Source organism: Streptomyces sparsogenes (genome assembly GCF_001704635.1).
Taxonomy (GTDB): domain Bacteria; phylum Actinomycetota; class Actinomycetes; order Streptomycetales; family Streptomycetaceae; genus Streptomyces; species Streptomyces sparsogenes.
Map to the genome: position 1 here is coordinate 1 of NZ_MAXF01000114.1, position 22932 is coordinate 22932.

Genomic DNA, 22932 nt, shown 5'->3' on the forward strand with positions numbered 1-22932 from the left:
AGACCGAGCGCATCACCGAGGCCACCACCCAGCGCGAGATCGATCAGCGCTTCTTCGCCATTGTCACCGACCTGGTCGGCACGCCCACCGAACTCGTCGACGAGTCGGGCGACATCGCCTGGCACACCCGCACTACCCTCTGGGGCACCACCACTTGGGCCGCCGACAGCAGCACCTACACACCTCTCCGCTTCCCGGGCCAGTACTACGACCCGGAAACCGGCCTCCACTACAACCACCACCGCTACTACGACCCCACCACCGCCCGCTACCTCACCCCGGACCCCCTCGGCCTTGACGCGGGCCCCAACGCCTGCCGCTACGTACTCAACCCCCTCACTGCGGCAGACTACTTGGGGCTGTACACCTGCAAGCAGAATGCGGATAAACTTCGCCGAAACATGGCCCGGGAGGGGCGAGCCCCACAGCCCGGCGAAGCCGCGGCACACATAGTGCCTTCGGGCGGCAGTCGCGGCCACTGGACAGCCGGCGCTCGAAGCCGCGCTTTGCTAGAGAGGTATGGAATTGATATCAATGACGCGGCAAATGGAATCGGATTAGGTCACTCGCGACCCCACAATTACACTCATCGCGGAGACTTCATGCAACGCGTCAATCAACACTTGGAGACGTTTGTGGAGGCCCGGGTGGATGAAGGTTACGGAGTGCGTGCTATTCGTGCCGCGCTCCGAAGAGAGCTACGTGCCATCGGCCGGGAGATCGAGAGTGAACTTTCCAGTGGAGCTCCAGGTCCGAACGCAGTATGGACGGCGTAATGATGTCCAGCACTTCTAAGTGCCCGAATTCGGTCTACCGACTGCTGCCAAGCTTGGGGGATTTCCAAACAGTTCTCTTTGGTGGTTCACTCAGGAAGATTATGCGCTGGCAACGCACCGGCGACTCGGCGGATTGGCCCACCGGCATTCGTGCCGAATGGGACGGCGATCCACGGCTACGCAAAACCGAGTTTCCCTCTGGATATCCAGGAGCCCCTGTCTTTAGTCGTCGAATCGCTGACGTCCTCAAGAATGACCTGTCGACTGCTGGCAGCTTCGTCCCTGTACTGATCGATGACGACGAGACGGGAGAGTACTTCCTCTACCTCGTGGAAGAAGTGGTCGACTGTTTGGACACTCGAAGGTCATCGAAACCAAAAAAAGCAGATGGGCAGATCAAGAACGCCGTCTTCCGTGCAGACGTTCTTCCGGTCTCCCTACCCGCGTTCCGGGTGCCGGAGTACCGACGTGGCGTCTATTGGAACGGATGGGCGGTGGACCGCCTGCGGGAACTTATTGGGGACGATCTCGAAGCACGTCTGGTCTGGTCGGAAGACCCGACTCTTACCCCACACCCCAACCCTATGGGCCTATGAGAGATTTGGAACGGCTTTGGCAGGAGTTGCGGCTTCCGATCCGGGACGCGCTTCACTTCGCCAACGGAGATTCGTACGATGTTACCCTGGCTTCCGATAAGTCAAGCGGATGGAAGGTGCTCGCACCCTTTGGTGTGGGTGACATGCTGGCGAGCGAGCCGGATTGGACGTCCTCGGTCGATGGGCTCATCTCGATGGAATTAGGGCAGGGCGGGGCCCTCTGGGGTGGTGACGGGGCGTACGGATCAGAGGGATTCGTTGCCCGCTTGGCCCCTGATCGTTCGCTGATTTGGGCGATCTTTTTCATGGAATCGAATCCATTCGAAGAAATTCAACTATTCGATGAGATTGCCACCTTTACCTCGACTAGTGGAATTAAGGTGACTGTCGATATTAATGATCCTCGAAATCCGGTCGCTGTTAACGGCTGATGGAACCCTAGTCGGGCGGCCTGGCTGGTCCCTCCCCTGTTTTGGCGCCGTTGGCTCGGCAGGCGGTGGAACTACGGGTTGGTGAGCTGGTCGAAGCAGCCTGCTTTGGCCGCGCGTATGAAGACGCCGAGGGTGGCGGGGGTAGTGGTGAGGATGACGTCTGGGTCGTCGCTCTCGCGGATTTGGATGGCTTCGGGGGCGGGGGCGGCTACGTTGAGGCAGTTGGCTGCTTCTGCGCTGAACGATGACTTGTGCCAGGCAACGGGCACCCTGGCGACGTAAACGCAAGCGGATCCCTCTTGGCTGTAGGAGGACTTCTTCCAGGCCTGAGCGGACATGCTTTGCTACCTCTCAAAGAGTTTTCATGACGTGGTGGATCAGGTCGCGGGACGCTGCTGGCTTGAGCGCGTAGCTCTCAAGATGGTCCAGCACACTCCGATACTTCATGAGGTGGGCTTCCGCGTCGAGCAGTACGGTGCCGTGATCCGTGTCGAGCTGGACGGTGTCGAGTTGTGGCACCGTGCCGCCGAAGTAGTCGATGGGGTGACCCGAGCCATGGAGAGGTCCCGCGCCGAACGGAATGACCACGAGCTTGATGTTCTCGTGTTCGCTCATCTCGGCGAGGTGCTGAAGTTGTGCCCGGGCTACATTCGGACCGCCCACCCCCATCCGTAGGGCGGCTTCATGAATGATCGCCGTCAGTGGGGTCGGTTTGCTGTCGTAGAGGATGCCCTGCCGTTTGACGCGGAACGAGACGCGGTGTTCCACAGCGGGCGGTGGGAGTGGAGGCACCGTGGCGTCGAAGAGCGCCCGGGCGTGGTCCCTCGTCTGGAGCAGTCCGGGGATGTGGACCATGGTGGCCGCGCGCACAAAGCGGGCGTGATGCTCCAGTTCGGCCATGTCGAGCAGCCCCGCAGGCAGCACTTCCCGGTCCTGCTCCCACCAGCCCCGGGTCTGTCTCCCGGTCATCTGGGTGAGTGCCTCGATCAACTCCTGATCCGCGCACTCGTACAGGCCGGCCAGCGCCCGCACGCGGTCCGCGCTCACTGCGTAGCGCCCTGCCTCGATGCTACTCATGCGCGACTGGCTGGCGCCGAAGTGCTTACCCGCTTCGGTTGCGGACATGTCCGTGCGTTCGCGGAGTCGGCGCAACTCGGCGCCAAGGCGCCGTTGTTGCACGGTCGGTGGGCGGCTGGTTGGGGCCATGAGCGATCTCTCCCTGATCGGTCGAGGCGTGTGGTGTCACCCTAACGGGCGTACTTGGGCTCCATGTGCACAGAACATGGAATGCAGCCCATTATTCACGCTACGGTGTGACCCAAGCCACTTCGGCAGGCGGCGTCGCGCCACCGTAAGCGCACGGCTTCGCCCTGGTCCAATTCCCCTCCTGATCGGGAGACTTCCATGGCCAACGAAACCCCGTACGACATCGACAAAGAGCTCTGCGAACTCGCCCTGGACAACGCCCCGCGCGTCTTCGCCGTCACCGTCCAGTACGACGTGGCCCCAGGCGTCCCGGACGGCGAGATCGCCGCCTGGGGACTCGCCTATAGCGATGGAAGTGCCCATGTCGTCACGGCCGACGGCCGCCACCACCTCAGCTTGAAGTCCCCCGAGCGGGCGGCCTGGTGGTTCGGGCGGCGGGGCGACACCACCGCCCGGCTCCTCTGGTTCGCTGCTCCTTCCGCCCCTACTTTCCAGCCGGTCCAGGCGGCCTGAATCCGTTCGAGGCCTGGTTTGCGGTGAGTATGGGACAGCGACACGCCGATGCCACGGCGTGTCGCTGTCCCATACTCACCGCAAAGTTGCTGGCATTGCGCTGCGCCAGCAGTAGCACTCACCCCCTCGGGGTCCGCAGTTACGGAGGACGGACACGTCGTAGGGTCGGGTGTATGTCCGAGCTTGACCAGGCAGCCAGCACGCTCGCCTCGCACCCCCTGTTGGCGCTGTTCCGCGACGCTGCTGACGGACGCTTCCTCCCCGCCGACGGCCAGGTCACCATCCTTCCCGCTCTGCCACGCGGCTTGGAGTGCTCGCTCGCCTTCACCGGACACGCTGTCATCGCCACCGCCCTTCCCGGCAGTGAGGTCCAGTCTCAGGGGCCCGATGGCTACGGGGGATCCCTGGCCCCTGACTTCCTGCGCTATCTCGCGGGTCAGGATGGCCGGGTCGGCGCCCTCGATGCCGTGCTCGTCGCGCGCGGCACCTCCGGCTCGCCTCGCTTGCCGGAGTGCCTGGATGCTGATGACCACCCCCGGGTTCGTTACGCCAGGGAGCTGCGCACCGGTGTCCGCGTCTACGGAGACGAGCGTGGTCTTGTCACCCTGGCCGACGGACTGGCCGGGCGGCGTGAGATAAGCATCGAACTCGACCAGCCCGGCATCGGCATCGGCAGCAGCAGCGGACTGGGGCGCTCTCTCCTGCGCGACGCCCTGACCTTGGTCCCCGCCGGCGAGCCGGTGTTCGCCGCTGTCTCTCCGGGGAACGCCCGGTCCTTCCGGGCCTTTCTCGCCGCTGGGTTTGTACCGCTGGGGAGCGAGGTCATTATCCGACCGCAGCGGACCACTGCTGGGTGACCCAAGCGGGGCGCGCCTCTTCGGCCTAGCTGAATGGTGGAGCCTCGCCTTGATAGGCAAGTCGTTACTTGCCTATGCTGGAGGTCATGGCGGAGGATGTCTTCAAGGCGCTGGCCGACCCGACCCGCAGGAAGATCCTCGATGAGCTGACAGAGCGGAACGGCCAGACGCTGTTCGAGATCTGCACGCGGCTGACGACCAAACACGGTCTGGGATCGTCCCGTCAGGCGATCAGCCAGCACCTTGCCGTACTGGAATCCGCGGGTCTGGTCGTCTCGCGACGCCAGGGCCGCTACAAGTTCCACGACCTGGACACCCAGCCCCTTGAGCGCATCGTGACCCGATGGCTCAAGCCCGACGCACCGGAGGGCACCCCATGAAGATCTACGTCACCAGCGTCTTCGTCGACGACCAGGACAAAGCGCTACGCTTCTATACCGACGTGCTGGGCTTCGTGAAGAAGCACGACATCCCGCTGGGTGCGGCCCGGTGGCTGACCGTGGTCTCGCCGGAGGACCCTGACGGGACCGAACTGCTGCTTGAGCCCTCCGGCCATCCCGCCGTGCCGCCGTACAAGACGGCGCTGGTCGAGGACGGCATCCCGGCCGCCTCTTTCGCCGTGGACGACGTACGCGCGGAGTTCGACCGACTGCGCGAGCTGGGGGTGCGCTTCACCCAGGAGCCGCTGGAGATGGGGACGGTCACCACAGCGGTGTTGGACGACACCTGCGGCAACCTCATCCAGATCGTGCACAGCCAGTAAGACGTCGATGGTGCGGTGAGTATCGGACAGGTCCGATACTCACCGCAAAGTCACTGGCGTCGCCGCTAGGCCAGCAGTTCCACCTCCGCCAGGGTTGCCTTGCCCTCGGATACAAGGCGGTAGTGGCCATACGAACCCGGCGCGCGCACCGAGAAGACCCGCGTCTGCTTGTCCCACGCGAAGGCCTCGCCCGACCGCCGGTCCACGTCCGTCCACTTCTCGCCGTCGCGAGAGCCCTGAAGCACCCACCCCGAGGGGGCCTTGGCCCGATCCGCGGGCGACGTCAGGGTGTACTGGAGCACCCGGGACGATTCAGCCACCCGAAGGTCGACCGACTCGAACGTCGTCTCCGTCTTCGACGTGTCGTCCAGCAGCGGCGCGTCCCCGCCTGGCGGCGGGTCCGTCACATCGCGGCGCGGGGTCGGGACCTTGTCGTCCGTCGTGATGGACGAGGGCGCGGCGGAGGCGCCCGTGCCCCACTTGGACGGCTTCGGGCCCATCGAGAACTCCAGCGTGCCGCCGCGCGCGAGCATCGAGTGGGGGAGAGCGGTCGAGTTCCAGGACTTGCCGTTGACCCTCAACCCCTGGACGTAGACGTTCCGCGCGCTGTTCTTGGGTGCCCTGATGACCAGATCGCGGCCGTTCTCCAGGTGCACCGTCGCCTTGGTGAACAGGGGGGAGCCCACCGCGTACTCAGAGCCGCCCATCACCAGGGGGTAGAAGCCCAGCGCGCTGAAGACGTACCACGCGGACTGCTCGCCGTTGTCCTCGTCGCCGTGGTAGCCCTGGCCGATCTCGCTGCCGGTGTAGAGGCGGGAGAGGACCTCACGGACCTTCGCCTGGGCCTTCCAGGGCTGGCCGGCCGCGTCGTACATGTACGTCACGTGGTGGGCGACCTGGTTGCTGTGGCCGTACATGCCCATGCGGACGTCGCGGGCCTCGGTCATCTCGTGGATGACGCCGCCATAGGAGCCGGCGAGGTCGGGGGAGGCGGTTTCCGGGGTGGAGAAGTAGGTGTCGAGCTTCTTCGCGAGGCCCGCCCGGCCGCCGTAGAGGTTGGCGAGGCCTCGGCTGTCCTGGGGGGCGGTGAAGGCGTAGCCCCAGCCGTTGGTCTCGGTGTAGTCGTAGCCCCAGACGCGGGGGTCGTACTTGTCGGACGCGACACGCCACGCGCCATCCGCGCCCTTGCCCTGGAAGAAGCCGGCCTTGGTGTCGAAGAGCTTGACGTAGTTCTGGGCGCGGTGCAGGAAGTAGTCGGACTCCTCCTTGTAGCGGGCCTTCTTGGTCTTCGCGTAGAGCGCCTTGCCCATCTTCGCGAGGCCGAAGTCGTTGAGGTAGCCCTCCAGCGCCCAGGACAGGCCCTCGTGGGTGTCGGTGGGGGTGTAGCCGAGGAAGAGCGAGCGGTCCATGCCCTTGCGGCCGACGCCCGAGGAGGGCGGGACGGTGGTGGCGTTCTTCAGGGCGGCCTCGTAGGCGGCCTCTGCGTCGAGGGGGACGCCCTTGAGGTAGGCGTCGGAGAAGGCGACGTCCGAGCTGGTGCCGGTCATCAGGTCGGCGTAGCCGGGGGAGGACCAGCGGGCGATCCAGCCGCCGTCCTTGTACTGCTGGACGAAGCCGTCGACCATCTTCCCGGCCCGCGAGGGGGTCAGGAGGGAGTACGCCGGCCAGGTGGTGCGGTAGGTGTCCCAGAAGCCGTTGTTGACGTAGACCTGGCCGTCGACGATTTTGGCGCCGGTGTGGGTCGGGGTGTTCTCGCCGGCCGGCTTGGAGAAGGCGCTGGCGTATTGGTACCGGGGCTTGGCCGCGGTCCCTGTGTTCTCGAAAGCGGAATTGGGATACAGGTACAGCCGGTAGAGGCTGGAGTAGAGCGTGGTGAGCTGGTCGCGGGTCGCGCCCTCGACCTCGATGCGGCCGAGTAGGTCGTCCCAGGCCGCCTGGGCACGGGCTTTGACCTGCGTGAACGAAGCCGCCGTCGGGATTTCGCGGTCCAGGTTCGCCTTCGCCTGGTCGAGGCTGATCAGGGAGGTGGCGATCCGGAGCGTCACCGTGCGGTCCGCGCCGGGCTTGAAGCGGAAGTAGCCGGTGACGTCCTTGCCGGCCCCGCCGGACAGCTTGCCGCCGGCGCTGACGGGCGCGTCGAAGACGCCGTACACGAACATGCGCCCCGCCCCCGTGCTGAGGCCGCTCTTGACGTCGGAGTAGCCGCTGACGACGCCGCGCTCGGCGTCCAGCGTCAGCCCGCCGTCCCCGGTGACGTTGTCGAAGATGACGCTCGCGTCGTCGCCGGGGTACGTGAAGCGCATGATTGCCGCGTGGTCGGTGGGGGTGATCTCCGCCTTGAGGCCGTTCTCGAAGGTCACGCCGTAGTAGTGCGGCCGGGCGGTCTCGTTGGTGTGGCGGAAGGGGAGCGCGCGGGCGGTGCGGCCGGCGTCGGGCACATCGGACGCGGCCGAGGGCATGACCTGGAACGTCTGCCGGTCGCCCATCCAGGGGCTCGGCTCATGGCTCGCGCTGAAGGCCTGGACGGTGGGCAGGTTGTCCGCGTTGTTGGCGCGGGCGTACTCGTACAGCCAGCTGGTCGAGCCCGCGTTGGTGACCGGCGTCCAGAAGTTGAAGCCGCCCGGGACGGCGGTGGCCGGGAAGGTGTTGCCGCGGGAGAAGCTGCCGCTGGAGTTGGTGCCGCGGGTGGTGACGGCGTAGTCGGACACGTGCTTCAGCCGCTTCTCGGGGGCCTTCGGGGCAATGGAGATGTCGTCCACCCAGCCGCGGAACTTCGCCGGGCCCTTGGGGGAGTCGTACGCGACCAGGATCCGGTCGATCGTCTTGCCGGCCGCGACCGCGCCGATCCGCGACTCCTTGTGGTTCCACTGGTTGACGTACAGCGTCTTGGAGGCGGCCTGGCCCTGGGGGCTCAGCCGGGCGCCGTGCTGGTCGACCGCGCCGGGCAGGTCGCTCAGGTAGGTGCCGTCGGCGAAGGCGAGGTCGACGGAGACATGGGTGGCCGGATAGTCGAGGTCGGTCTCCGGCATGGAGGGGAAGATCCGGTACGAGAGCAGGGTGTCGCGGGTGACGGCCGTGTCGACGTCGAAGATCTTGTTGTACGAGTACGCGCGGCCGTCCGGCTTGTGGGTGCCCGCGTACAGCAGGGCGTGGGTGCCGGTGAAGCCGGCGTTCGCCTTGGCGGTGGGGGAGCCGGAGGCGCCGCGGTCGACCTGGGTGCGCATCTCGGCGGGGGCGGGCGGGGTGGTGTCGGCGGTCGCCAACTGCACCTCGGCCAACTGGGTGATGGAATCACCGGAGTTGCGGGTGATCTCCAGCCGGTAGTGTCGGTACGCCGTCGTGTTGTCGAAGCCGAATTCGCGGGTCTGGTGGCGGGAGGCGAAGGACTGCTTCTCTCGGGTGTCCAGGGTCGTCCAGTCGGAGCCGTCCGCGGAGCCCTTGAGGGTCCAGTCGGCCGGGTCGCGGCCGGGGGCGTCATTGGCGGAGGTGAGGGCGTAGCGGACGGCCTTGACCGGGTCGCTGAGGTCGAATTCCAGCCAGGCGGTCTTTTCGAACGCGAGCCACTTGGTGGTGGTCTCGCCGTCGACGAGGTTCTCCTTCACCTCGCCGCCCCCGGCGTTCTCCGCGCTGGCGCGGACCGCGGTGACCTTGTCGGTGACATTGCCGGGGATGCCGCTGCTGTAGCCGCCGTCGACGCCGGAGGTCTTCTTCTCGCCGTCGGGCCCCGTCTCGACCGTGTTGCGCCAGTCGGGCTGCGGGTCCTTCGATTCGAAGGACGATGCGAAGGACGATGAGGAGGACGATGAGGAGGATGGTTTGGAGGACGACGTGGCGGACGCGGCGCCGGGCTCGCCGTGCGGGGCGGCGGCCGCCGCGCCCTGGGCCGTCAGTGTCAGCACCACGGCCGCCACCAGGGCGGCCGGTCGTCGGAGTATGTGCCCTGGTCTGGATGGTCTCGGTGGCATGCTCCGCCTCTCCACGAGCTGGACAACGTTGTCAGTTCCGTAGGGCAGAGTTAAGTAGGGAGGCTGCGCCCGGCGGTGTCAAGGAGGGCCGCGGGAAGCTGGGGGAATCCGGCGCCGGGGCAAGGGAATCAAGCCGGGGCGAGGGAAACAGGCCGGGGGCGAGGGAGACAGGTCGGGCAAGCGAAACCGGCCAGGTCGAGCGGACCGGCCGGGAGGAGGGGACCGGCCGCGGTGGGGGTGGGGCCGCTCCCGCTCCCGGACCCTCAGCGGCGGCTCAGGACGCGCTCTTCGACTTGGTGCCGAGCGAGATCCGGCACTGCTTGGCCTTCTTGGACGAGTCCGCCTTGAGCCCGAGGACCTTGATGGTCTTGGTCGAGTTCGCGGCGACCGGGCGGTCCGACTCGATGCCGGTGGTGATCACCTTGCCGTCGGAGTCGACGAAGCCGACGAGCAGCGAGTAGTAGGACGTGGTCGAGTCCGAATTGGTGATCTTCACATTGGCGTACGGGATGCCGTCCGAGCCCCAGCCGCACGTGCCCATCTTGGCGTCCGAGGTGACCAGCCCGCCGCCGCCCGTCGGTTCGTCCGTGGGATCGTCCGTCGGGTAGTCCGTCGGATCCTCGGTGGGGCTGGGGGACTCGGTCGGCTCGACCGGCAGCTGGGCCATGCCCTTCCCGATCGCGGCGCCGCCCTTGGTGTCTCCACTGGAGGATCCGCCCCCTTCGGAGCCGCACGCCGATATCGACGCGAGTGTCGCGACCACGACAAGCGTGGAGGCGAAGGGGAATTGCTTCCGGACCACAGGGACCGCCTTTCGATCGTATCCGCGCACGACGGCGTGCCGCACGGGCTGTGTCCCCTACGGTATGTCGGACAGGTCTCAACTCGGGAAAGACTCCGGCCCGATGACCTTTCGATCTTGCCCACTTGAGGTCCAGTGGACTATACCTGTCGCCCCGGGGGGAGGCCGCCATGCGGCTCCACGTCGCGCCCGCCTTAGCGGGCCTCCGTGCTCCCCGGCGCACACTCAGCAATACTCCGATTCACGCTTCAACTGACCCGCGGTGTCGGGCCCCTCGCCGGAGGCGAGTATGTACGGGAAACCGCTACACCGCCTGAGTCCTGACGAAGGCGAGGACTTGAGCATGGGATCCACCCCAGATTTCGGCCGTCGCGACCTGATCAAGCGGTCCGCGGCGCTCGGACTGGTAGCCGTGCCGTCCATCAGCACGCTGACCGCCTGCGCGAGCGGCGGTGACGACGACGGAAACAAGGTCGACAAGGGCGAGAAGAGCGCCAAGAACCCGCTTGCCGTCAATGAGAGCGCCGGGCTCGACGTCGTCATTTTCGACGGTGGTTTCGGCCAGAAGTACGCCAAGGACGCCGAGGCCGAGTACGCGAAGGCTTTCCCGAAGACCAAGGGCAAGATCAAGCACTCCGCCACCCAGAAGATCCAGACGGTCCTGCAGCCGCGGTTCAACGGCGGCACCCCGCCGGACCTGATCGACAACTCCGGTGCCGAGCAGATGGACTTCGGCACCCTGGTCGCGAAGAACCAGCTGACCGACCTGACGCCGCTGCTCGACGCCCCCTCGGTGGACGACCCGAACAAGAAGGTGCGCGACACGCTGCGCCCCGGTGTCGTGGAGATGGGCCAGTTCGACGGCAAGCCGGTCTGGATCCTGTACTACGCCTACACCGTGTACGGCGTGTGGTACTCCAAGACCAACCTCGAGAAGCTTGACGCGGAGTACCCGGAGACCTGGGACGACATGCTCAAGCTCTGCGAGAAGGCGAAGAAGAAGGGCATCGCCGGCTGGACCTACCCCGGCAAGTTCCCGTACTACATGCCGTTCAGCCTCTACCCCTTCATCGCGAAGATCGGCGGCCCCGACACGCTGATCGCGATCGACAACCTGGAGCCGAACGCCTGGAAGCACCCGGCCGTCAAGGCCGCCTTCGAGGCGTACTACGAGCTGTACAAGAAGGGCTACATCCTCAAGGGCAGCGCCGGCCTGACCCACATCGAGTCGCAGACCGCCTGGAACCAGGGCAAGGCGCTGTTCATCCCGAACGGCTCCTGGGTCGAGAACGAGGCGAAGAAGACCACCCCGGACGACTTCCAGATGTCCGTCGGCGCGCCGTCCAGCCTGGACAGCGGCGACAAGATGCCGTTCGGCACCATCTGGGCCTCCGGCGGTGAGCCCTTCATCGTGCCCAAGTCGGCGAAGAACCCCGAGGGCGGCATGGAGCTGCTGCGCATCATGCTCGGCGAGAAGTCCACCAAGAACTTCGTCAAGCAGGTCTCCTCGCTCACCTCGCTCAACGGCGGCACCGACGGGCTGTCCCTGCCGCCGGGCCTGGCGTCCGCTCAGGCGGCGCTGGAGAAGGCCGGCAAGAACGTCGTCAACCCGCGTCTGCAGGACTGGTACGTGGCGCTGCAGAAGCAGCAGATCGGCGTCGGCGCGCTGGGCGAGATGATGGCGGGCCGGATGACCCCGGCCGAGGCGATCAAGAAGATCCAGAAGTTCGCCGACGACACGGCCAAGGACGACGCCGTGAAGAAGTACAAGCACGCCTGATGAGGTCCGAGCGTCACCAGCGGCTTTTTTCCGCAGGGAAAGACCGAGGTCGGTAGAGATGCAGCACGGTAAGCACCAGTCGGCTACGGCGGTGGTCGCGAAGGTCCCGGGCGGGAAGCACCCGGGCGCCAAGTCACCGCGCGTCAAGCTGTCCACGCGGCAGAAGTTCGAGCGCGCGTACCGGCAGTACGGATTCCCTGTGGGATTCCTTGCCCTGCCGGTCGTCGTTTATGCGATCTTCGTGGTGTCGCCGTTCATCCAGTCCATTTACTACTCCTTCACGGACTGGACCGGACTGAGCTCCGACTTCAAGATGGTCGGGTTCAAGAACTACGACTGGCTCCTGCACGACGACGTCTTCTGGAAAGCGGTCGGGCACAATGTGCTCCTGCTGCTGGTCGTGCCGCTGGTGACGCTCGGGCTCGGGCTGTTCTTCGCCTTCATGCTCAATGTGGGCGGCCGCAGCAAGAAGAACGCGGCCGTCTCGGGAGTGCGCGGGTCGAGCATCTACAAGGTGGTGTACTTCTTCCCGCAGGTGCTCTCGATCGCGATCGTCGCCCTGCTGTTCCAGTTCACGTACAACCCGCGGAACGGCGCGCTCAACGCCTTCCTCGGGGGAATCGGGCTGGACTCGCTTCAGCAGGAGTGGCTCGCCGATCCCAAGCTCGCGCTGTGGTGCCTCATGGTGGTCATGGTGTGGTGCAACGTCGGCTTCTACGTCGTCCTCTTCTCCGCCGGAATGAGCGCCATTCCCAAGGACTTCTACGAGGCGGCGCTGCTGGACGGCGCCAACCGCATCACGACCTTCTTCAAGATCACCCTGCCGCTGCTGTGGGACACCGTCCAGACCGGCTGGATCTACATGGGCATCCTCGCCCTGGACGCCTTCGCCGTGGTGCAGATCATGACCGTGGGGCCCGGCGGACCCGCGGACGCCACGCAGGTGCTGGGCTACATGGTCTACACCAAGACGTTCCGCGACGGGCAGGCCGGGCGCGCGACGGCCATCGGTGTCGCGATGCTGATCGTGACCCTGATCTTCGCGGTCATCGTGGGCAGGCTCGGCCGGCGCGAGCGGCTGGAGTACTGATGACCGGGCCCACCACCACACACCGGAACCGCCGTATCTCCGCCGACCTGGGGGTAGCACAGTGACCGCGCAAGCACAGCCCTCGGAGCTCCCGGGCGCCACGAAGACGGAGGAGGCGCCCGGCGCGGCGCCCCCGGCCAAGGGGCAGCGCCCGCCGCACTTCACCCCCGAGGGCCGGATCAGCAGCGAGGGGAAGGTCCTCAACGTCTTCTCGCACGGCATGCTGGTGCTCTGGGGACTGCTGGTCACCCTGCCGCTGCTGTGGGCGGTGATGAGCTCGCTCAAGACCGACAAGGAGATCTTCACCTCTCCCTGGGGCCTGCCGTCCAGCCTGCACTTCGACAACTGGTCGCGGGCCTGGAGCAAGTCGAACATCGGCGACTTCTTCCTCAACACCGTCCTGGTGGTGGGGTGCTCGCTGATCGGGACGATGCTGCTGGGGTCGATGGCGGCCTACGTCCTGGCCCGCTTCGAATTCCCCGGCAAGCGCTTCGTCTACTTCCTGTTCGTGGGCGGAATGAGCTTCCCGGTCATCCTGGCGCTGGTGCCGCTGTTCTTCGTCATGCGGAACATGAGCCTGCTCAACACGTTCCACGGGCTGGTTCTGGTCTATATCGCCTATTCACTGCCGTTCACCGTCTTCTTCCTCACGTCCTTCTTCAAGACGCTGCCCACGTCGGTGGCGGAAGCGGCGATGCTCGACGGGGCCTCGCAGACCCGGACCTTCTTCCAGGTGATGCTGCCGATGGCGAAGCCGGGCCTGATCAGCGTCGGCATCTTCAACTTCCTCGGGCAGTGGAACCAGTACATGCTGCCCACCGTGCTCATCACGGATGAGAAGAAGCGGGTGCTGACGCAGGGGCTGGTGCAGCTCGCGGCCAGCCAGCAGTACAAGGGCGACTGGTCCGCGCTGTTCGCGGGCCTGGTCCTGGCGATGCTGCCGGTGCTCGGCGTCTACATCGTCTTCCAGCGCCAGGTGCAGGCGGGCCTGACCGCGGGGGCGCTCAAGTAACCCGCGACCTGCCCGCGGTGTAACCCGCGTCGTAAGCCGTTTCGCAAGCCGTTTCGTAAGCCCCGCCCCTCTTCGGCCCTTTCGGTCCGAAGAGGGGCGGCTTGTCTCCCGGCGATTCCCGATCCGCGGATGATGTTGCCGCAGATCCCTCTCACCCCCGCGCTGAGCGACTGTAAGGTGCCGGTAGTTTCCCGGCGAGATCCCGGGTGACACGTCGCCGTTTCCGGGCGCGCAATTCCTCGACGACGGAATTGCGCGCCCGGCGGCGGAATTCCTGGCCGCGCCGCGGAGCCGCGGTGCCGTACGAGCGGAAAGCGGCCGGCGCGACGAGGCGTACAACGGGGAGGAGCCGCGGTGTCCACGGGGCTGTGCGAGGAGATCGCGGGCCGGATCGCCGATCCGCGCCGCGTCGCCGTCAGGGAGCAGACCGGCCAGGCCTGGAGCTGGGACGGGCTGCTGGGGGCGGCCAAGGACCTGGCCGGGCGGCTTCGCGCGCGGGGGCCGCTGCGGCTGGTGGCCGCCCGTACGAGCAGGCCCGTGCTGACGCTCGTCGCGACGCTCGCCTGTGATCTGCTCGAAGTGCCCCTGGTGCACCTGGACTCCGGCCAGACCGAGGCGGAGCACGCCCGCATCGGCGCCGCCTTCGGCCCGCATCTGCTGCTCTCCGACCCCGGCCCGGGCGCCACGGCGGCGTGGGAACGTGACGGGCTCTCGGCGGCCGTATCCGCGAGCGGCGGCGAGGGCGGGGGAGGGGGCGCGGCGGAAGGGCCCGCCTTCGGCTCCCCGCGCTCGGGCATCTTCCTCACCTCCGGCTCCACGGGCGAGCCCGCGGGCGCCGTGCGGTCCGCCCGCGCCCAGCTCGCGGACGCGCTGCGGTGCGCCGCCTTCCTCGACTACGGCCCCGCCACCCCCGTGGTGTGCGCGGCGCCGGTCGTCCACGCGTACGGATACACCCTGGGCATGCTCGCCCCGCTGCTCAGCGGGGCGCCGGTGACGCTGTGCGGATCACGCCTGGTGCCCTCCCAGCTCGCGGCCGCCGTCCGGGACGCCGGGGCCCGGGTGCTGATCGCCCTGCCCTTCCACTACCGGCTCATGGCGGCCGACACCGCCTCCCGCTTCGACGGCCTGGAGCGCGCGGTGTCCGCCGGGGCGCCGATCCCCGCCGGCGCCGCGGAGGCGGTCACCAAGGCGCACGGCTTCGCGCTGCTCAACAACTACGGCTCCTCCGAGACCGGCGCGATCACCATCAAGCGGGTCGATCCGGGGCACGACCGCCCGGGGGACGTCGGCCGGCCGCTGCCCGGCATCGTGGCGAGCCTGCTTGACGTCGGCGAGGAGGACGGCTCGGGCGAACTCCTGCTGGCCACCGACTCGCTGGCCACCGACTCGCTGGCCGACGGCTACGCCCATGCCGACGGGCTGCGCCCGCTGTCCCTGCACGGGGACCTGCTGCGCACCGGGGACCTGGCGACGCTGGCGCCCGACGGCTCGGTCAGGCTGGTCGGCCGGCTGGCCCGGATGGTCAACGTCGGGGGGAAGAAGGTCAATCCGGTCGAGGTGGAGCGGGTGCTCGCCGAACACCCCGCCGTCACCGAGGCGCAGGTCTTCGCGGCGGAGGACGGCGGCCGGGGCCAGGTGCCGGTGGCCCGGGTCGCTGCCCCCGGCCCGGTCACGGCCGAGGCGCTGATCGGCTGGTGCCGGGAGCGGCTGGCGGAGCACAAGATCCCCCGGCGGGTCGAGGTGCTCGCCGAACTGCCCCGCTCGGCGACCGGCAAGGTCCTCTCCCCACACGCCCAGGGCCGGGCGGGCGGGCGGACCGCACCCGGGCCGGTGGCCGGGCCGCCGACCGAGTCGGCAGCCGAGTCGGCAACCGAGGCGGCAGCCGAGCCGGCGGCCGAGCGAGAGAAGGAAGGAAGCGCGTGATGGACCGTGAGAGCCTGGTCGAGGAGATCGCCCGGCAGATCACCGTGGTGGTGCCCGCGCTTGCCGAGGCCCCGCCCGGCCCCGGCACCAACCTGCTGGAGATCCCCGACTTCGACTCGATGGCCATGCTGGAGCTGCTGGTCTGGCTCCAGGGGAACTACGGGATCGACGTCCCCGACGGTGAGGTCTCCCCGGAGAACCTCTCGACCGTCGGCCGGATCGCGGACTTCGTGCTGAGGCAGCGTTGACCGGCGCGGGCGAAGGGGTCGTCATCGAGTTCCGCGGGCTGCGCGCCGTGCGCGCCCCGCTCACCTGGGGCCAGCAGGTCATCTACCGCGCGTTGCAGAGCCGGGCCGACCGGGCCGACTACGACTACAACCAGCGGCTGTGGCTGCCGGTGCCCGAGGGCCGCGCGCTGCCGGACGTGATCGACGCGGTACGTGCGCTGGTCACCGCCCACGAGAGCCTGCGCACCGTCTACCGGGACGGCACCGCCGACTCCGCCCCGTACCAGGAGGTCGCGGGGGAGGGGCGGCTCGCGGTCCGGGTCCTCCACGGCGACGACCCGGCCGCGGCGCTGGACGCCCTGGCCGCCACGGACTTCGACCTGTCCCGGGAGTGGGGCGTGCGCGCCGCGGTGCTGACCGGGCCCGGCGGCCCGCGCCACCTCGCGCTCTACCTGTCGCACGTGGCCGTGGACGGCTGGGCGGCCGGCCTCGTCGTACGCCAGGTGAGGGCCCTGCTCGCCGACGACGCCGCCGTACCCGCCGGGCCCGTGCCGCAGCCCGCCGACCTCGCCGTGGCCGAGCGGTCGGCGGCCGGGCGTACGGCGGACCGCCGCGCCGACGCGTACCAGCGCTCGCTGCTGCTGCGCGCGCCGCGGACCATGTTTCCCACCGCCGCCGGCCCCGGAAGGGCCCTGACCGACCCCGGAAAGGCACTCACGACTCCCGTCAGGGCGCCGGAGTGGGCCCACGGCGAGTTCAGGTCGGGGCGGCTGGAGGCGGCGGCGCGGGAGGTGGCCGCGCGCTGCCGGGCCGGTGAGGAGACCGTCTACCTCGCGGCCCTCGGCACCCTGCTCGCGCGCCGCGCGGGCCTGACCCGCTGCGTGCTCAAGACCATCTTCGCGAACCGGATCGGCGCCGAGCGGCAGGCGATGGTGGCCCCGCTCGCCTCGGACGTGCTGCTGTGCTTCGACGTCGGCGGCCCCTCCTTCGACGACAGCGTCCGCGCCGCCCACCTCGCCAAGCTGCGCGGGTACGCCCGCGCCCAGTACGACCCCGCCCGCCTGGAGCGGCTGGTGGCGGAGGTCGGCCGGGAGCGTGGCGAGCAGCTGGACCTGTCGGTGCTGCACAACGACCTCGGCGCCCTCGCCCCGCCCCGGGACGACGGCGACGGCGACGGACGCCCGGCGCCCGGCCCCGGCACGGTGGCGACCTCGTTCCGCTGGGCCGAGCCGTTCCGGCTGCCCTCCGTCAAGCTCTACTGCGACGTGCGCACCTCCCCGCGCGGCGAGCGGGTGCTCGGCATAGCCGCCGACACCCGGTATCTGCCCCGGCCGGACCTGCGCGAACTGTTCTTCCGGATGGAGGAACTGGTGGTGACCGCGGCGGGCGAGCGGCAGGACCCGGGGGACCAGCAGGACCCGCAGGACCCGCGGGACACCGACGAGCGGCTGCCGGTCCATGTCCGGTGAGACGGTCGGGGTGGTGATCGCCGCGATGAACTCCGCGGCGTTCATCGACCAGGCGCTCGGCTCCCTGGCCATGCAGACCACGCCCGCCGACCAGGTGGTGGTCGTCGACGACCACTCGGACGACGACACCGTGCGGCTGGTCGAGCGCTGGCGCGCCATCCTCCCGCTGACCCTGCTGCGCAACCGCGGCCCCGGGCGCCTGGGGGTGTGGGGCGCGCGGCGGGCCGCCATCGAGGCGCTGGAGACGGACCTGGTGCTCCAACTGGACGGCGACGACCTCGTCCTGCCGCATCACGTGGCCGCGATGAGCGAGACGTACGCGGCCTCGCCCGGCCTGATCAGCCCGCGCCCGCTCACCTGGACCGGCCAGGGCCCGTTCCGCCCCGCCACGTACTCCAAGGGCGGGCTGCCGCTCCCGGGCGACCAGCTGATCCAACTGCTGGCGCAGAACTACGTCGTGGTCGGCTCGCTGTTCGCGCGCGAGCTGTACGAGCGGGTCGGCGGCTACCGCCGGGTGGCGTACGGCGAGGAGTGGGACCTGTGGCTGCGGCTGGTCGCGGCGGGCGCGCGGGTCAGCAAGCCGGCCGAGCCGTCGTACGTCTACCGGGTGCGGGCCTCCAGCTACGCGGGCGGCTTCGTCCGGAACGAGGCGGAGACCGAGGTGCTGAAGCGCTTCCTCCAGGACAGCGGGCACCCGCTCCACCGGCGCGCCGCCAAGGTGGCCCTGCTGCAGCGCACGGGCCTCGCCGCGCTCGGCGCCCTCACCTCGGTGAGCGGCCCGCTGCCCGAGCCCGTACGGGCCTTCGCCGCCGGGCACGAACTGCCTTTGACGCGGGCGTACCGCGACCCGGACCTGGGCTGGGTGCTCTCGTTCGCCTCCGGGGCCGAGGTGGCCGCGTGCGACCACACGGCCCGGGTGATCGTGCACGTGGTCGAGAAGGACGGGAACTACGAGGCCGTGGAGATAGCCGACCCGCTGATGCGCCGCGACGCGTCCTCGCTGCGCGACATCCTGAGAGGTGAGCGATGAGCCGCGAACAGGCGGTCAAGGACGTGCTGGAGCGGGCCCGGCGGATCCCGCACCGCTGGCGGCGGTTCACGGTGAGCGCCGCCACCGCGGCGCGGGTGCACCGGATCGACGAGGCGCTGCTGGGCGAGGCGCTGGACCTGGGCCTCGCGCACGAGGGCGGCGGGGCGGACCGCCGCTTCGACGACCTCGACCTGAAGAACCTCGGCCTCGGCCTGCGCGTCCCGTCCCCGGCCTGGCTGCAGGTGCGGCTGTCGGCCCAGCCCTTCAACGCGGCGGAGGTCCGTGACGCCACCTACCGGATGCGGTTCCAGGGGCGGGCGCCCGGGGTGCTGGAGCCCTCGCCGCAGCTCGCCTCCGCCGTGGTGGCCGACACCCTGCGGCGGATGGGGCCCGATGTGTTCGAGGCGGACCTCCGGGTGTCCGCCGGCGAGAACGCGCCGGAGGCGGACGGGGACGGGGACGGGGACGGGGACGCGGCCGACTGCGCGCGGGAGCTGGGGCCGGTGCTGCCGGAGGCGGCCCGGCTCGAGTACTACCTCGTGCCCGACGGACTGCGGGGCGACGCCGGGTTCGTGGCGGAGACCCGGCTGGCCGACTGCCGCGCCGGCACCACCTATCTGGTGCGCGTCGCGGAGGACGCCGGGGCGGCCGTGCGGCCGGCCACCGGGCTGCTGCTGGCCGGCGCGTTCCCCCTGCCGCACGCCTGGCTCGAGGTGAGCCGCGGCGACCGCTGGCTGCCCGCCGATCCGTACTACCTCGTCACCATGGCCGGATACGGGCTGCTCGACGGGGAGCGGTGGCCGCCGCACCGGTCGGTCGCGGGGACCGTGTGGAAGCTCTGCGGCCCCCACGAGGACCTGTGCTTCCTGGCAGGCGACGGTGGGCCCGTGAAGACCTCCGTCAGGATTCTGCGGCGATCGCCCTGAGCGCCTTGCGGTCCGTCTTGCCGTGTCCGGTCAGCGGCAGCTCCGGGACCACCAGGCAGCGGGCGGGGATCTTGTACGGCTCGATCTCCCGCCTGAGCGCGGCCAGCACCTCCCCGGGGCGCAGCGAGGAGCCCGCCACGCACAGCACCGCCTCCTCGCCGTCCCCCGTCGGCGGCAGCACGGCGGCGCCGCGCACCCCGGGCACCCGGCGGGCGGCGGTCTCCACCTCCTCCGCGCTCACCCGGAACCCCCGCTGCTTGTACAGGTCGTCGCGGCGCCCGGAGAAGTACAGATAGCCGTCCTCGTCCAGATGGCCGAAGTCGCCGGTGCGCAGCTCGGGGAAGAGGCCCTCGGCGCGCGGGAACCGCTCCGCGGTCTGCTCCGGGCGCCGCCAGTAACCCGCCATCACATGCGGGCCGCGCACCACGATCTCCCCCACGGTGCCGGGGCCCACCCGCCGCCCCCGGTCGTCCACCACGAAGACCTCCGTGCCGGGCAGCGCCCGGCCGCACGCGCCGGGCCTGCGCAGGTCCTCGTCGGGCGGCATGACGGCCACCCGCTTGCACTCCGTCAGGCCGAACATCAGCTGCACCCGCATCCCCGGCAGCGCGGCCCGCAGCTCGGCCAGCACCCCCGGGGGCATCGCCGAGCCGGTGTTGGTGAGCAGCCGCAGCCGTATGCCGTCGGTGCCGTAGCGCGGCAGCATACGGGCCAGGCCCTGCGCGAGCGAGGGGACGACGGGCAGCACCGTGGCGCCCGAGCGGCGCAGGTTCTTCACCAGGACCGGGCCCACGTCCGAGGCGCTGCCGAGCCACAGGTGGGCGCCCGCCAGGGCGCTGAGGAAGAGCTGGTAGAGGCCGTAGTCGAAGGACAGCGGAAGCGCGCAGTAGACGACGTCGTCGCGCGTGTACGCCAGCTCGCCGTGGATCGCCCGGGCGGCGAACAGCAGTTGCGCGTGGGTGGACACCACGGCCTTGGGCGGACCGGTGGAGCCGGAGGTGTAGATCAGGCAGACCGGGTCGACGGACAGCGGGCCCGCGCCCTGGGCACGGTCCTCCCCGGCGCCGTCCCCGGCCTCGGACGCTTCTTCGGCCAAGGCGTCGAGGGCGTCCAAGGCGTCCAGCGCGTCCAGGGCGTCCAGGGCGTTCAGGGGTGCGTCCAGGGGCGGCGGGCCGTCGTCCGCGGTGACCAGGAGGACGGCCTCGCTGTCCTCGCGGACATGGGCCAGGGCCGGGCCGTGGACCTGCTCGTGCAGTACGCAGAAGGCGGCCCCCACCCGCGAACAGCCGTACACCAGGGCGGCGGTGGCGAGTCCGGGCGGCAGGGCCAGCAGCACTCGGTCGCCGCGCCCGGCGCCCCGCTCGCGCAGCCACGCGGCGGCGCGCAGCGAGGCCGCGCGCAGCCGGGCGTAGTCCCAGGTCCGCCCGGCGTGGGTGAGGGCCGGGCGGGACGGGTGGCGGCGGGCCGCCGCGTCGAGCAGCTCGTGCAGGACGGACGGCGGCGCGGAGCCGAGGTCAGCGGCGGGCATGCCGCTCCGCTTCCCGCCCGGTCTGCTGTTGTCCGGTCTCCTGCTGTCCGGTCTCCTGCTGTCCGGTCTCCTCCTGCCCGGTCTCCTCCTGCCCGGCCGCCCGCTGCCGGGTGTCCCGCTGGCCGGTCTCCCGCGCGGCCTGTTCGGCCAGCGCCTTGCGGTCGGTCTTGCCGTGGGCGTTCAGCGGGAAGCGGGCCACCCGCTTCAGGACGCGCGGGATCGCGGCCCGGGGGAGCAGGGTGCCGAGCGCTTCGACGACCGGCCCCCGCTCGGTGGCGGTCCCGGTGTAAAAGGCGTGCAGGGCATGGGTGTTGTCCGCGGCCACCGCCACCACCACCGCCTCGTCCACGCCCGGGCAGCGCCGCAGCGCCCACTCCACCTCGGGGATCTCCACCCGCACGCCCCGGATCTGCACCTGGTGGTCGAGCCGGCCCGAGTACAGCAGGGTGCCGTCGGGGGCCGTGGTGACCAGGTCGCCGGTGCGGTACCAGCGCTCGCCGCCGAGGTCGAGGAAGCGCCCGGCGTCGTCCGCCGGGTCGAGATAGCCCGCGAACACCTGCGGTCCGGCGACGCACAGTTCGCCCCGCTCCGGGTGGCGGGCGCCGTCCGCGTCGAGGAGCATGGCGCGCATCCCGGGGTGGAGCCGGCCCATGGGCACGGCGCCGTGCGCCTCGGGGGGAAGGACGTCCGTGGCGCGCCAGGCGTGGACGGTGCAGTTCATGGTGACTTCCGTGGGCCCGTACAGGTTCACCACGGTGGACCCTGGGGCGGCCCGCTGCCAGTCGGCCGCGTCGTGCTCCATCAGCGCCTCGCCGGCGAAGAAGCTCCAGCGCAGGCCGGGCATGGCCCCGTCGGTGAGCCGCCGCGTCCTGCGGACGACGGAGATCGCGCTGGGGGCGGAGAACCAGACCGTGATGCCGAGCTCGTTCACCAGCGCGGGGAGATCTGCGTAGCCGAAGCCGGGGACGCGGGCGACGCACGCCCCCGCGCTCCAGGCGGCGAACAGATCGAAGATCAGGGGGTCGAAGGTGATGTCGACGGTCTGGGAGAAGACGTCCCGCGGCCCGAAGTCGTACAGCTCCCGCACACACCGCAGAAAGTGCTCGGCATTCCGGTGCGAGATGGGCACGCCTTTCGGGCGTCCGGTGGAGCCGGAGGTGAACATGATGTACGCACGGTCGTCCGGTTCCACGCGCCACGGCTCGAACGGTACGGCCCCGCCCGGATTTTCCGCCGGGCGATTTCCACCCGGGGTGCTTTCACCCCGGGCGCTTTCGCCGCCCTCGGCGGGTTCTCGGGTATTGACGCCGACGGTTTTCAACGTCTCGGCCCGCACCACGGGCGGATGATCGGCCAGCTCGGTGAGGATCTCCGCCCCCCGGTCGTCCGCGAGGACCACGGCCGGGCGGGCGACCCGCAGCATGGCATCGGTGCGGGCCGCGGGGAATTCGACATTCAGCGGCATCGCCGCGGCCCCCGCGTACATCGCGGCCAGGATGCCGACGTACGCCACCTCGCCCCGCTCGGCCAGCACGCCGACCGCGGTCGGCCTGCCCCCGGCCGCCTCCACCAGGGCCGAGGCCCAGGACAGCGCGGTCCGGTGCACCTCCGCGTAGGTCCAGCCGCGGTCCCCGACCCGCAGCGCGGGCCGGTCAGGGTGGGTGCGCGCCGAGTTCAGGAAGTGGCCGTGCAGTCCGTGCCGGGCGTCCGGTCCGCCGCCGCTAGCCATGCGAGCTCACGAACTCCGTGAGCGTTCCGACGCTGGCGAAATGCTCCAGTTCCAGGCTTTCCGTATCGAATTCGGCGCCGGTCTCGGTCTCGATGAGCATGAGCAGCTCGATAACCGAGGTGGAATCCAGACCGAGGTCCTCGAAGAGCAGGGTGCCGGAGTCGACACCGGACAGCTCGCCGCGTCCCAAAACTTGTCGCAGTGCCGCTAGAACGCTCTGCTCCGCGGAGGACTTTCGCATGGTCCGGATCGAAGTGGATACGCCATCAGGTGTCAAGGTCTTGACGCGGATCTTGGCGGCTCCTAGGG

Annotated in this window: 22 protein-coding genes; 15 read left to right on the forward strand and 7 right to left on the reverse strand. The window is 69.5% G+C overall.

Translation table 11 applies throughout. The features are described 5' to 3' along the window. The 3 genes from BBH68_RS23690 to BBH68_RS39745 form a co-directional block, all read left to right on the forward strand. A partial coding sequence (locus BBH68_RS23690; protein WP_174589079.1) for an RHS repeat-associated core domain-containing protein occupies positions 1-776 on the forward strand: 776 nt, incomplete at its 5' end. Then, the gene (locus BBH68_RS39740; protein ID WP_076970680.1) at positions 776-1372 is read left to right on the forward strand and encodes a hypothetical protein; all 597 of its coding nucleotides are present in this window, start codon (positions 776-778) and stop codon (positions 1370-1372) included. The genes BBH68_RS23690 and BBH68_RS39740, both read left to right, overlap by 1 nt. Beyond that, the gene (locus BBH68_RS39745; RefSeq protein ID WP_076970679.1) at positions 1369-1803 is read left to right on the forward strand and encodes a hypothetical protein; all 435 of its coding nucleotides are present in this window, start codon (positions 1369-1371) and stop codon (positions 1801-1803) included. Before BBH68_RS39740 ends, BBH68_RS39745 begins: the two co-directional genes overlap by 4 nt. A gap of 71 nt (positions 1804-1874) precedes the next feature. Here BBH68_RS39745 and BBH68_RS23695 read toward each other — a convergent pair whose 3' ends face one another. Both BBH68_RS23695 and BBH68_RS23700 read right to left on the reverse strand, forming a co-directional pair. Further along, entirely contained in the window at positions 1875-2141 is a 267-nt protein-coding gene (locus tag BBH68_RS23695; RefSeq protein ID WP_076970678.1) for a DUF397 domain-containing protein, read from the reverse strand. Positions 2142-2154: 13 nt separating this feature from the next. Continuing rightward, entirely contained in the window at positions 2155-3009 is an 855-nt protein-coding gene (locus tag BBH68_RS23700; RefSeq protein WP_065965502.1) for a helix-turn-helix domain-containing protein, read from the reverse strand. A 198-nt stretch (positions 3010-3207) separates the two neighbouring features. Here BBH68_RS23700 and BBH68_RS23705 point away from each other — a divergent pair, with 198 nt between their 5' ends. From BBH68_RS23705 to BBH68_RS23720, 4 genes are all read left to right on the forward strand, one after another. Further along, positions 3208-3522: a hypothetical protein gene (locus BBH68_RS23705; RefSeq protein ID WP_065965503.1), complete on the forward strand. Its 315-nt coding sequence runs from the start codon at positions 3208-3210 to the stop codon at positions 3520-3522. 173 nt (positions 3523-3695) lie between these two features. After that, positions 3696-4379 (forward strand): hypothetical protein, encoded by a 684-nt coding sequence (locus tag BBH68_RS23710; RefSeq protein ID WP_079151155.1) that lies wholly within the window; start codon positions 3696-3698, stop codon positions 4377-4379. Between the two features lie 86 nt (positions 4380-4465). After that, positions 4466-4759, forward strand: coding sequence for an ArsR/SmtB family transcription factor (locus BBH68_RS23715; RefSeq protein ID WP_065965525.1), 294 nt, complete (start codon positions 4466-4468; stop codon positions 4757-4759). Continuing rightward, entirely contained in the window at positions 4756-5142 is a 387-nt protein-coding gene (locus BBH68_RS23720) for a VOC family protein (protein WP_065965504.1), read from the forward strand. Before BBH68_RS23715 ends, BBH68_RS23720 begins: the two co-directional genes overlap by 4 nt. Before the next feature lie 65 nt (positions 5143-5207). On the opposite strand, the gene BBH68_RS23725 is transcribed toward BBH68_RS23720, so the two are convergent. Next, positions 5208-9107 carry a GH92 family glycosyl hydrolase gene (locus tag BBH68_RS23725; RefSeq protein ID WP_065965505.1) on the reverse strand — a complete coding sequence of 1300 codons (3900 nt, stop codon included), beginning with the start codon at positions 9105-9107 and terminating at the stop codon, positions 5208-5210. A 274-nt stretch (positions 9108-9381) separates the two neighbouring features. After that, the gene (locus tag BBH68_RS23730) at positions 9382-9909 is read right to left on the reverse strand and encodes a hypothetical protein (RefSeq protein WP_065965506.1); all 528 of its coding nucleotides are present in this window, start codon (positions 9907-9909) and stop codon (positions 9382-9384) included. A 343-nt stretch (positions 9910-10252) separates the two neighbouring features. On the opposite strand from BBH68_RS23730, the gene ngcE reads away from it, so the two are divergent. The 8 genes from ngcE to BBH68_RS23770 all read left to right on the forward strand — a co-directional run bounded on the left by ngcE (position 10253) and on the right by BBH68_RS23770 (position 19366). Continuing rightward, positions 10253-11689, forward strand: coding sequence for an N-acetylglucosamine/diacetylchitobiose ABC transporter substrate-binding protein (ngcE, locus tag BBH68_RS23735; protein ID WP_065965507.1), 1437 nt, complete (start codon positions 10253-10255; stop codon positions 11687-11689). Between the two features lie 58 nt (positions 11690-11747). Beyond that, positions 11748-12779, forward strand: a complete 1032-nt coding sequence (locus BBH68_RS23740) for a carbohydrate ABC transporter permease (protein WP_245738257.1) — start codon at positions 11748-11750, stop codon at positions 12777-12779. Positions 12780-12840: 61 nt separating this feature from the next. After that, a complete protein-coding gene (locus BBH68_RS23745; RefSeq protein WP_174589080.1) occupies positions 12841-13791 on the forward strand; it encodes a carbohydrate ABC transporter permease in 951 nt (316 codons plus the stop codon). Positions 13792-14145: 354 nt separating this feature from the next. Then, on the forward strand, positions 14146-15714 hold the full coding sequence (locus tag BBH68_RS23750) for a class I adenylate-forming enzyme family protein (protein WP_065965508.1): 1569 nt from the start codon (positions 14146-14148) through the stop codon (positions 15712-15714). After that, the gene (locus tag BBH68_RS23755; RefSeq protein ID WP_065965509.1) at positions 15714-15962 is read left to right on the forward strand and encodes an acyl carrier protein; all 249 of its coding nucleotides are present in this window, start codon (positions 15714-15716) and stop codon (positions 15960-15962) included. The genes BBH68_RS23750 and BBH68_RS23755 overlap by 1 nt, the downstream gene beginning before the upstream one ends. Further along, a complete protein-coding gene (locus tag BBH68_RS23760) occupies positions 15959-17410 on the forward strand; it encodes a condensation domain-containing protein (RefSeq protein ID WP_065965510.1) in 1452 nt (483 codons plus the stop codon). The genes BBH68_RS23755 and BBH68_RS23760 overlap by 4 nt, the downstream gene beginning before the upstream one ends. Continuing rightward, positions 17400-18440 (forward strand): glycosyltransferase family A protein, encoded by a 1041-nt coding sequence (locus BBH68_RS23765; RefSeq protein ID WP_065965511.1) that lies wholly within the window; start codon positions 17400-17402, stop codon positions 18438-18440. Before BBH68_RS23760 ends, BBH68_RS23765 begins: the two co-directional genes overlap by 11 nt. Then, entirely contained in the window at positions 18437-19366 is a 930-nt protein-coding gene (locus tag BBH68_RS23770) for a hypothetical protein (protein WP_065965512.1), read from the forward strand. Before BBH68_RS23765 ends, BBH68_RS23770 begins: the two co-directional genes overlap by 4 nt. Here the strand turns inward: BBH68_RS23770 and BBH68_RS23775 are convergent. Genes BBH68_RS23775 through BBH68_RS23785 form a run of 3 tightly spaced genes read right to left on the reverse strand, consistent with a single transcriptional unit; the run spans position 19341 to position 22864 of the window. Further along, on the reverse strand, positions 19341-20894 hold the full coding sequence (locus BBH68_RS23775; protein WP_065965513.1) for a class I adenylate-forming enzyme family protein: 1554 nt from the start codon (positions 20892-20894) through the stop codon (positions 19341-19343). The genes BBH68_RS23770 and BBH68_RS23775 overlap by 26 nt on opposite strands. Then, entirely contained in the window at positions 20881-22623 is a 1743-nt protein-coding gene (locus BBH68_RS23780) for an AMP-binding protein (RefSeq protein ID WP_065965514.1), read from the reverse strand. The genes BBH68_RS23775 and BBH68_RS23780 overlap by 14 nt, the downstream gene beginning before the upstream one ends. Further along, on the reverse strand, positions 22616-22864 hold the full coding sequence (locus BBH68_RS23785; protein ID WP_065965515.1) for an acyl carrier protein: 249 nt from the start codon (positions 22862-22864) through the stop codon (positions 22616-22618). The genes BBH68_RS23780 and BBH68_RS23785 overlap by 8 nt, the downstream gene beginning before the upstream one ends. Positions 22865-22932 lie beyond the last annotated feature (68 nt).

Coding starts and splice junctions, on each gene's coding strand:
- BBH68_RS39740 (WP_076970680.1), top strand. CDS start 776: ATGATGTCCAGCACTTCTAAGTGCCCGAATTCGGTCTACCGACTGCTG.
- BBH68_RS39745 (WP_076970679.1), top strand. CDS start 1,369: ATGAGAGATTTGGAACGGCTTTGGCAGGAGTTGCGGCTTCCGATCCGG.
- BBH68_RS23695 (WP_076970678.1), bottom strand. CDS start 2,141: ATGTCCGCTCAGGCCTGGAAGAAGTCCTCCTACAGCCAAGAGGGATCC.
- BBH68_RS23700 (WP_065965502.1), bottom strand. CDS start 3,009: ATGGCCCCAACCAGCCGCCCACCGACCGTGCAACAACGGCGCCTTGGC.
- BBH68_RS23705 (WP_065965503.1), top strand. CDS start 3,208: ATGGCCAACGAAACCCCGTACGACATCGACAAAGAGCTCTGCGAACTC.
- BBH68_RS23710 (WP_079151155.1), top strand. CDS start 3,696: ATGTCCGAGCTTGACCAGGCAGCCAGCACGCTCGCCTCGCACCCCCTG.
- BBH68_RS23715 (WP_065965525.1), top strand. CDS start 4,466: ATGGCGGAGGATGTCTTCAAGGCGCTGGCCGACCCGACCCGCAGGAAG.
- BBH68_RS23720 (WP_065965504.1), top strand. CDS start 4,756: ATGAAGATCTACGTCACCAGCGTCTTCGTCGACGACCAGGACAAAGCG.
- BBH68_RS23725 (WP_065965505.1), bottom strand. CDS start 9,107: ATGCCACCGAGACCATCCAGACCAGGGCACATACTCCGACGACCGGCC.
- ngcE (WP_065965507.1), top strand. CDS start 10,253: ATGGGATCCACCCCAGATTTCGGCCGTCGCGACCTGATCAAGCGGTCC.
- BBH68_RS23740 (WP_245738257.1), top strand. CDS start 11,748: ATGCAGCACGGTAAGCACCAGTCGGCTACGGCGGTGGTCGCGAAGGTC.
- BBH68_RS23755 (WP_065965509.1), top strand. CDS start 15,714: ATGGACCGTGAGAGCCTGGTCGAGGAGATCGCCCGGCAGATCACCGTG.
- BBH68_RS23765 (WP_065965511.1), top strand. CDS start 17,400: ATGTCCGGTGAGACGGTCGGGGTGGTGATCGCCGCGATGAACTCCGCG.
- BBH68_RS23770 (WP_065965512.1), top strand. CDS start 18,437: ATGAGCCGCGAACAGGCGGTCAAGGACGTGCTGGAGCGGGCCCGGCGG.
- BBH68_RS23775 (WP_065965513.1), bottom strand. CDS start 20,894: ATGCCCGCCGCTGACCTCGGCTCCGCGCCGCCGTCCGTCCTGCACGAG.
- BBH68_RS23780 (WP_065965514.1), bottom strand. CDS start 22,623: ATGGCTAGCGGCGGCGGACCGGACGCCCGGCACGGACTGCACGGCCAC.
- BBH68_RS23785 (WP_065965515.1), bottom strand. CDS start 22,864: ATGCGAAAGTCCTCCGCGGAGCAGAGCGTTCTAGCGGCACTGCGACAA.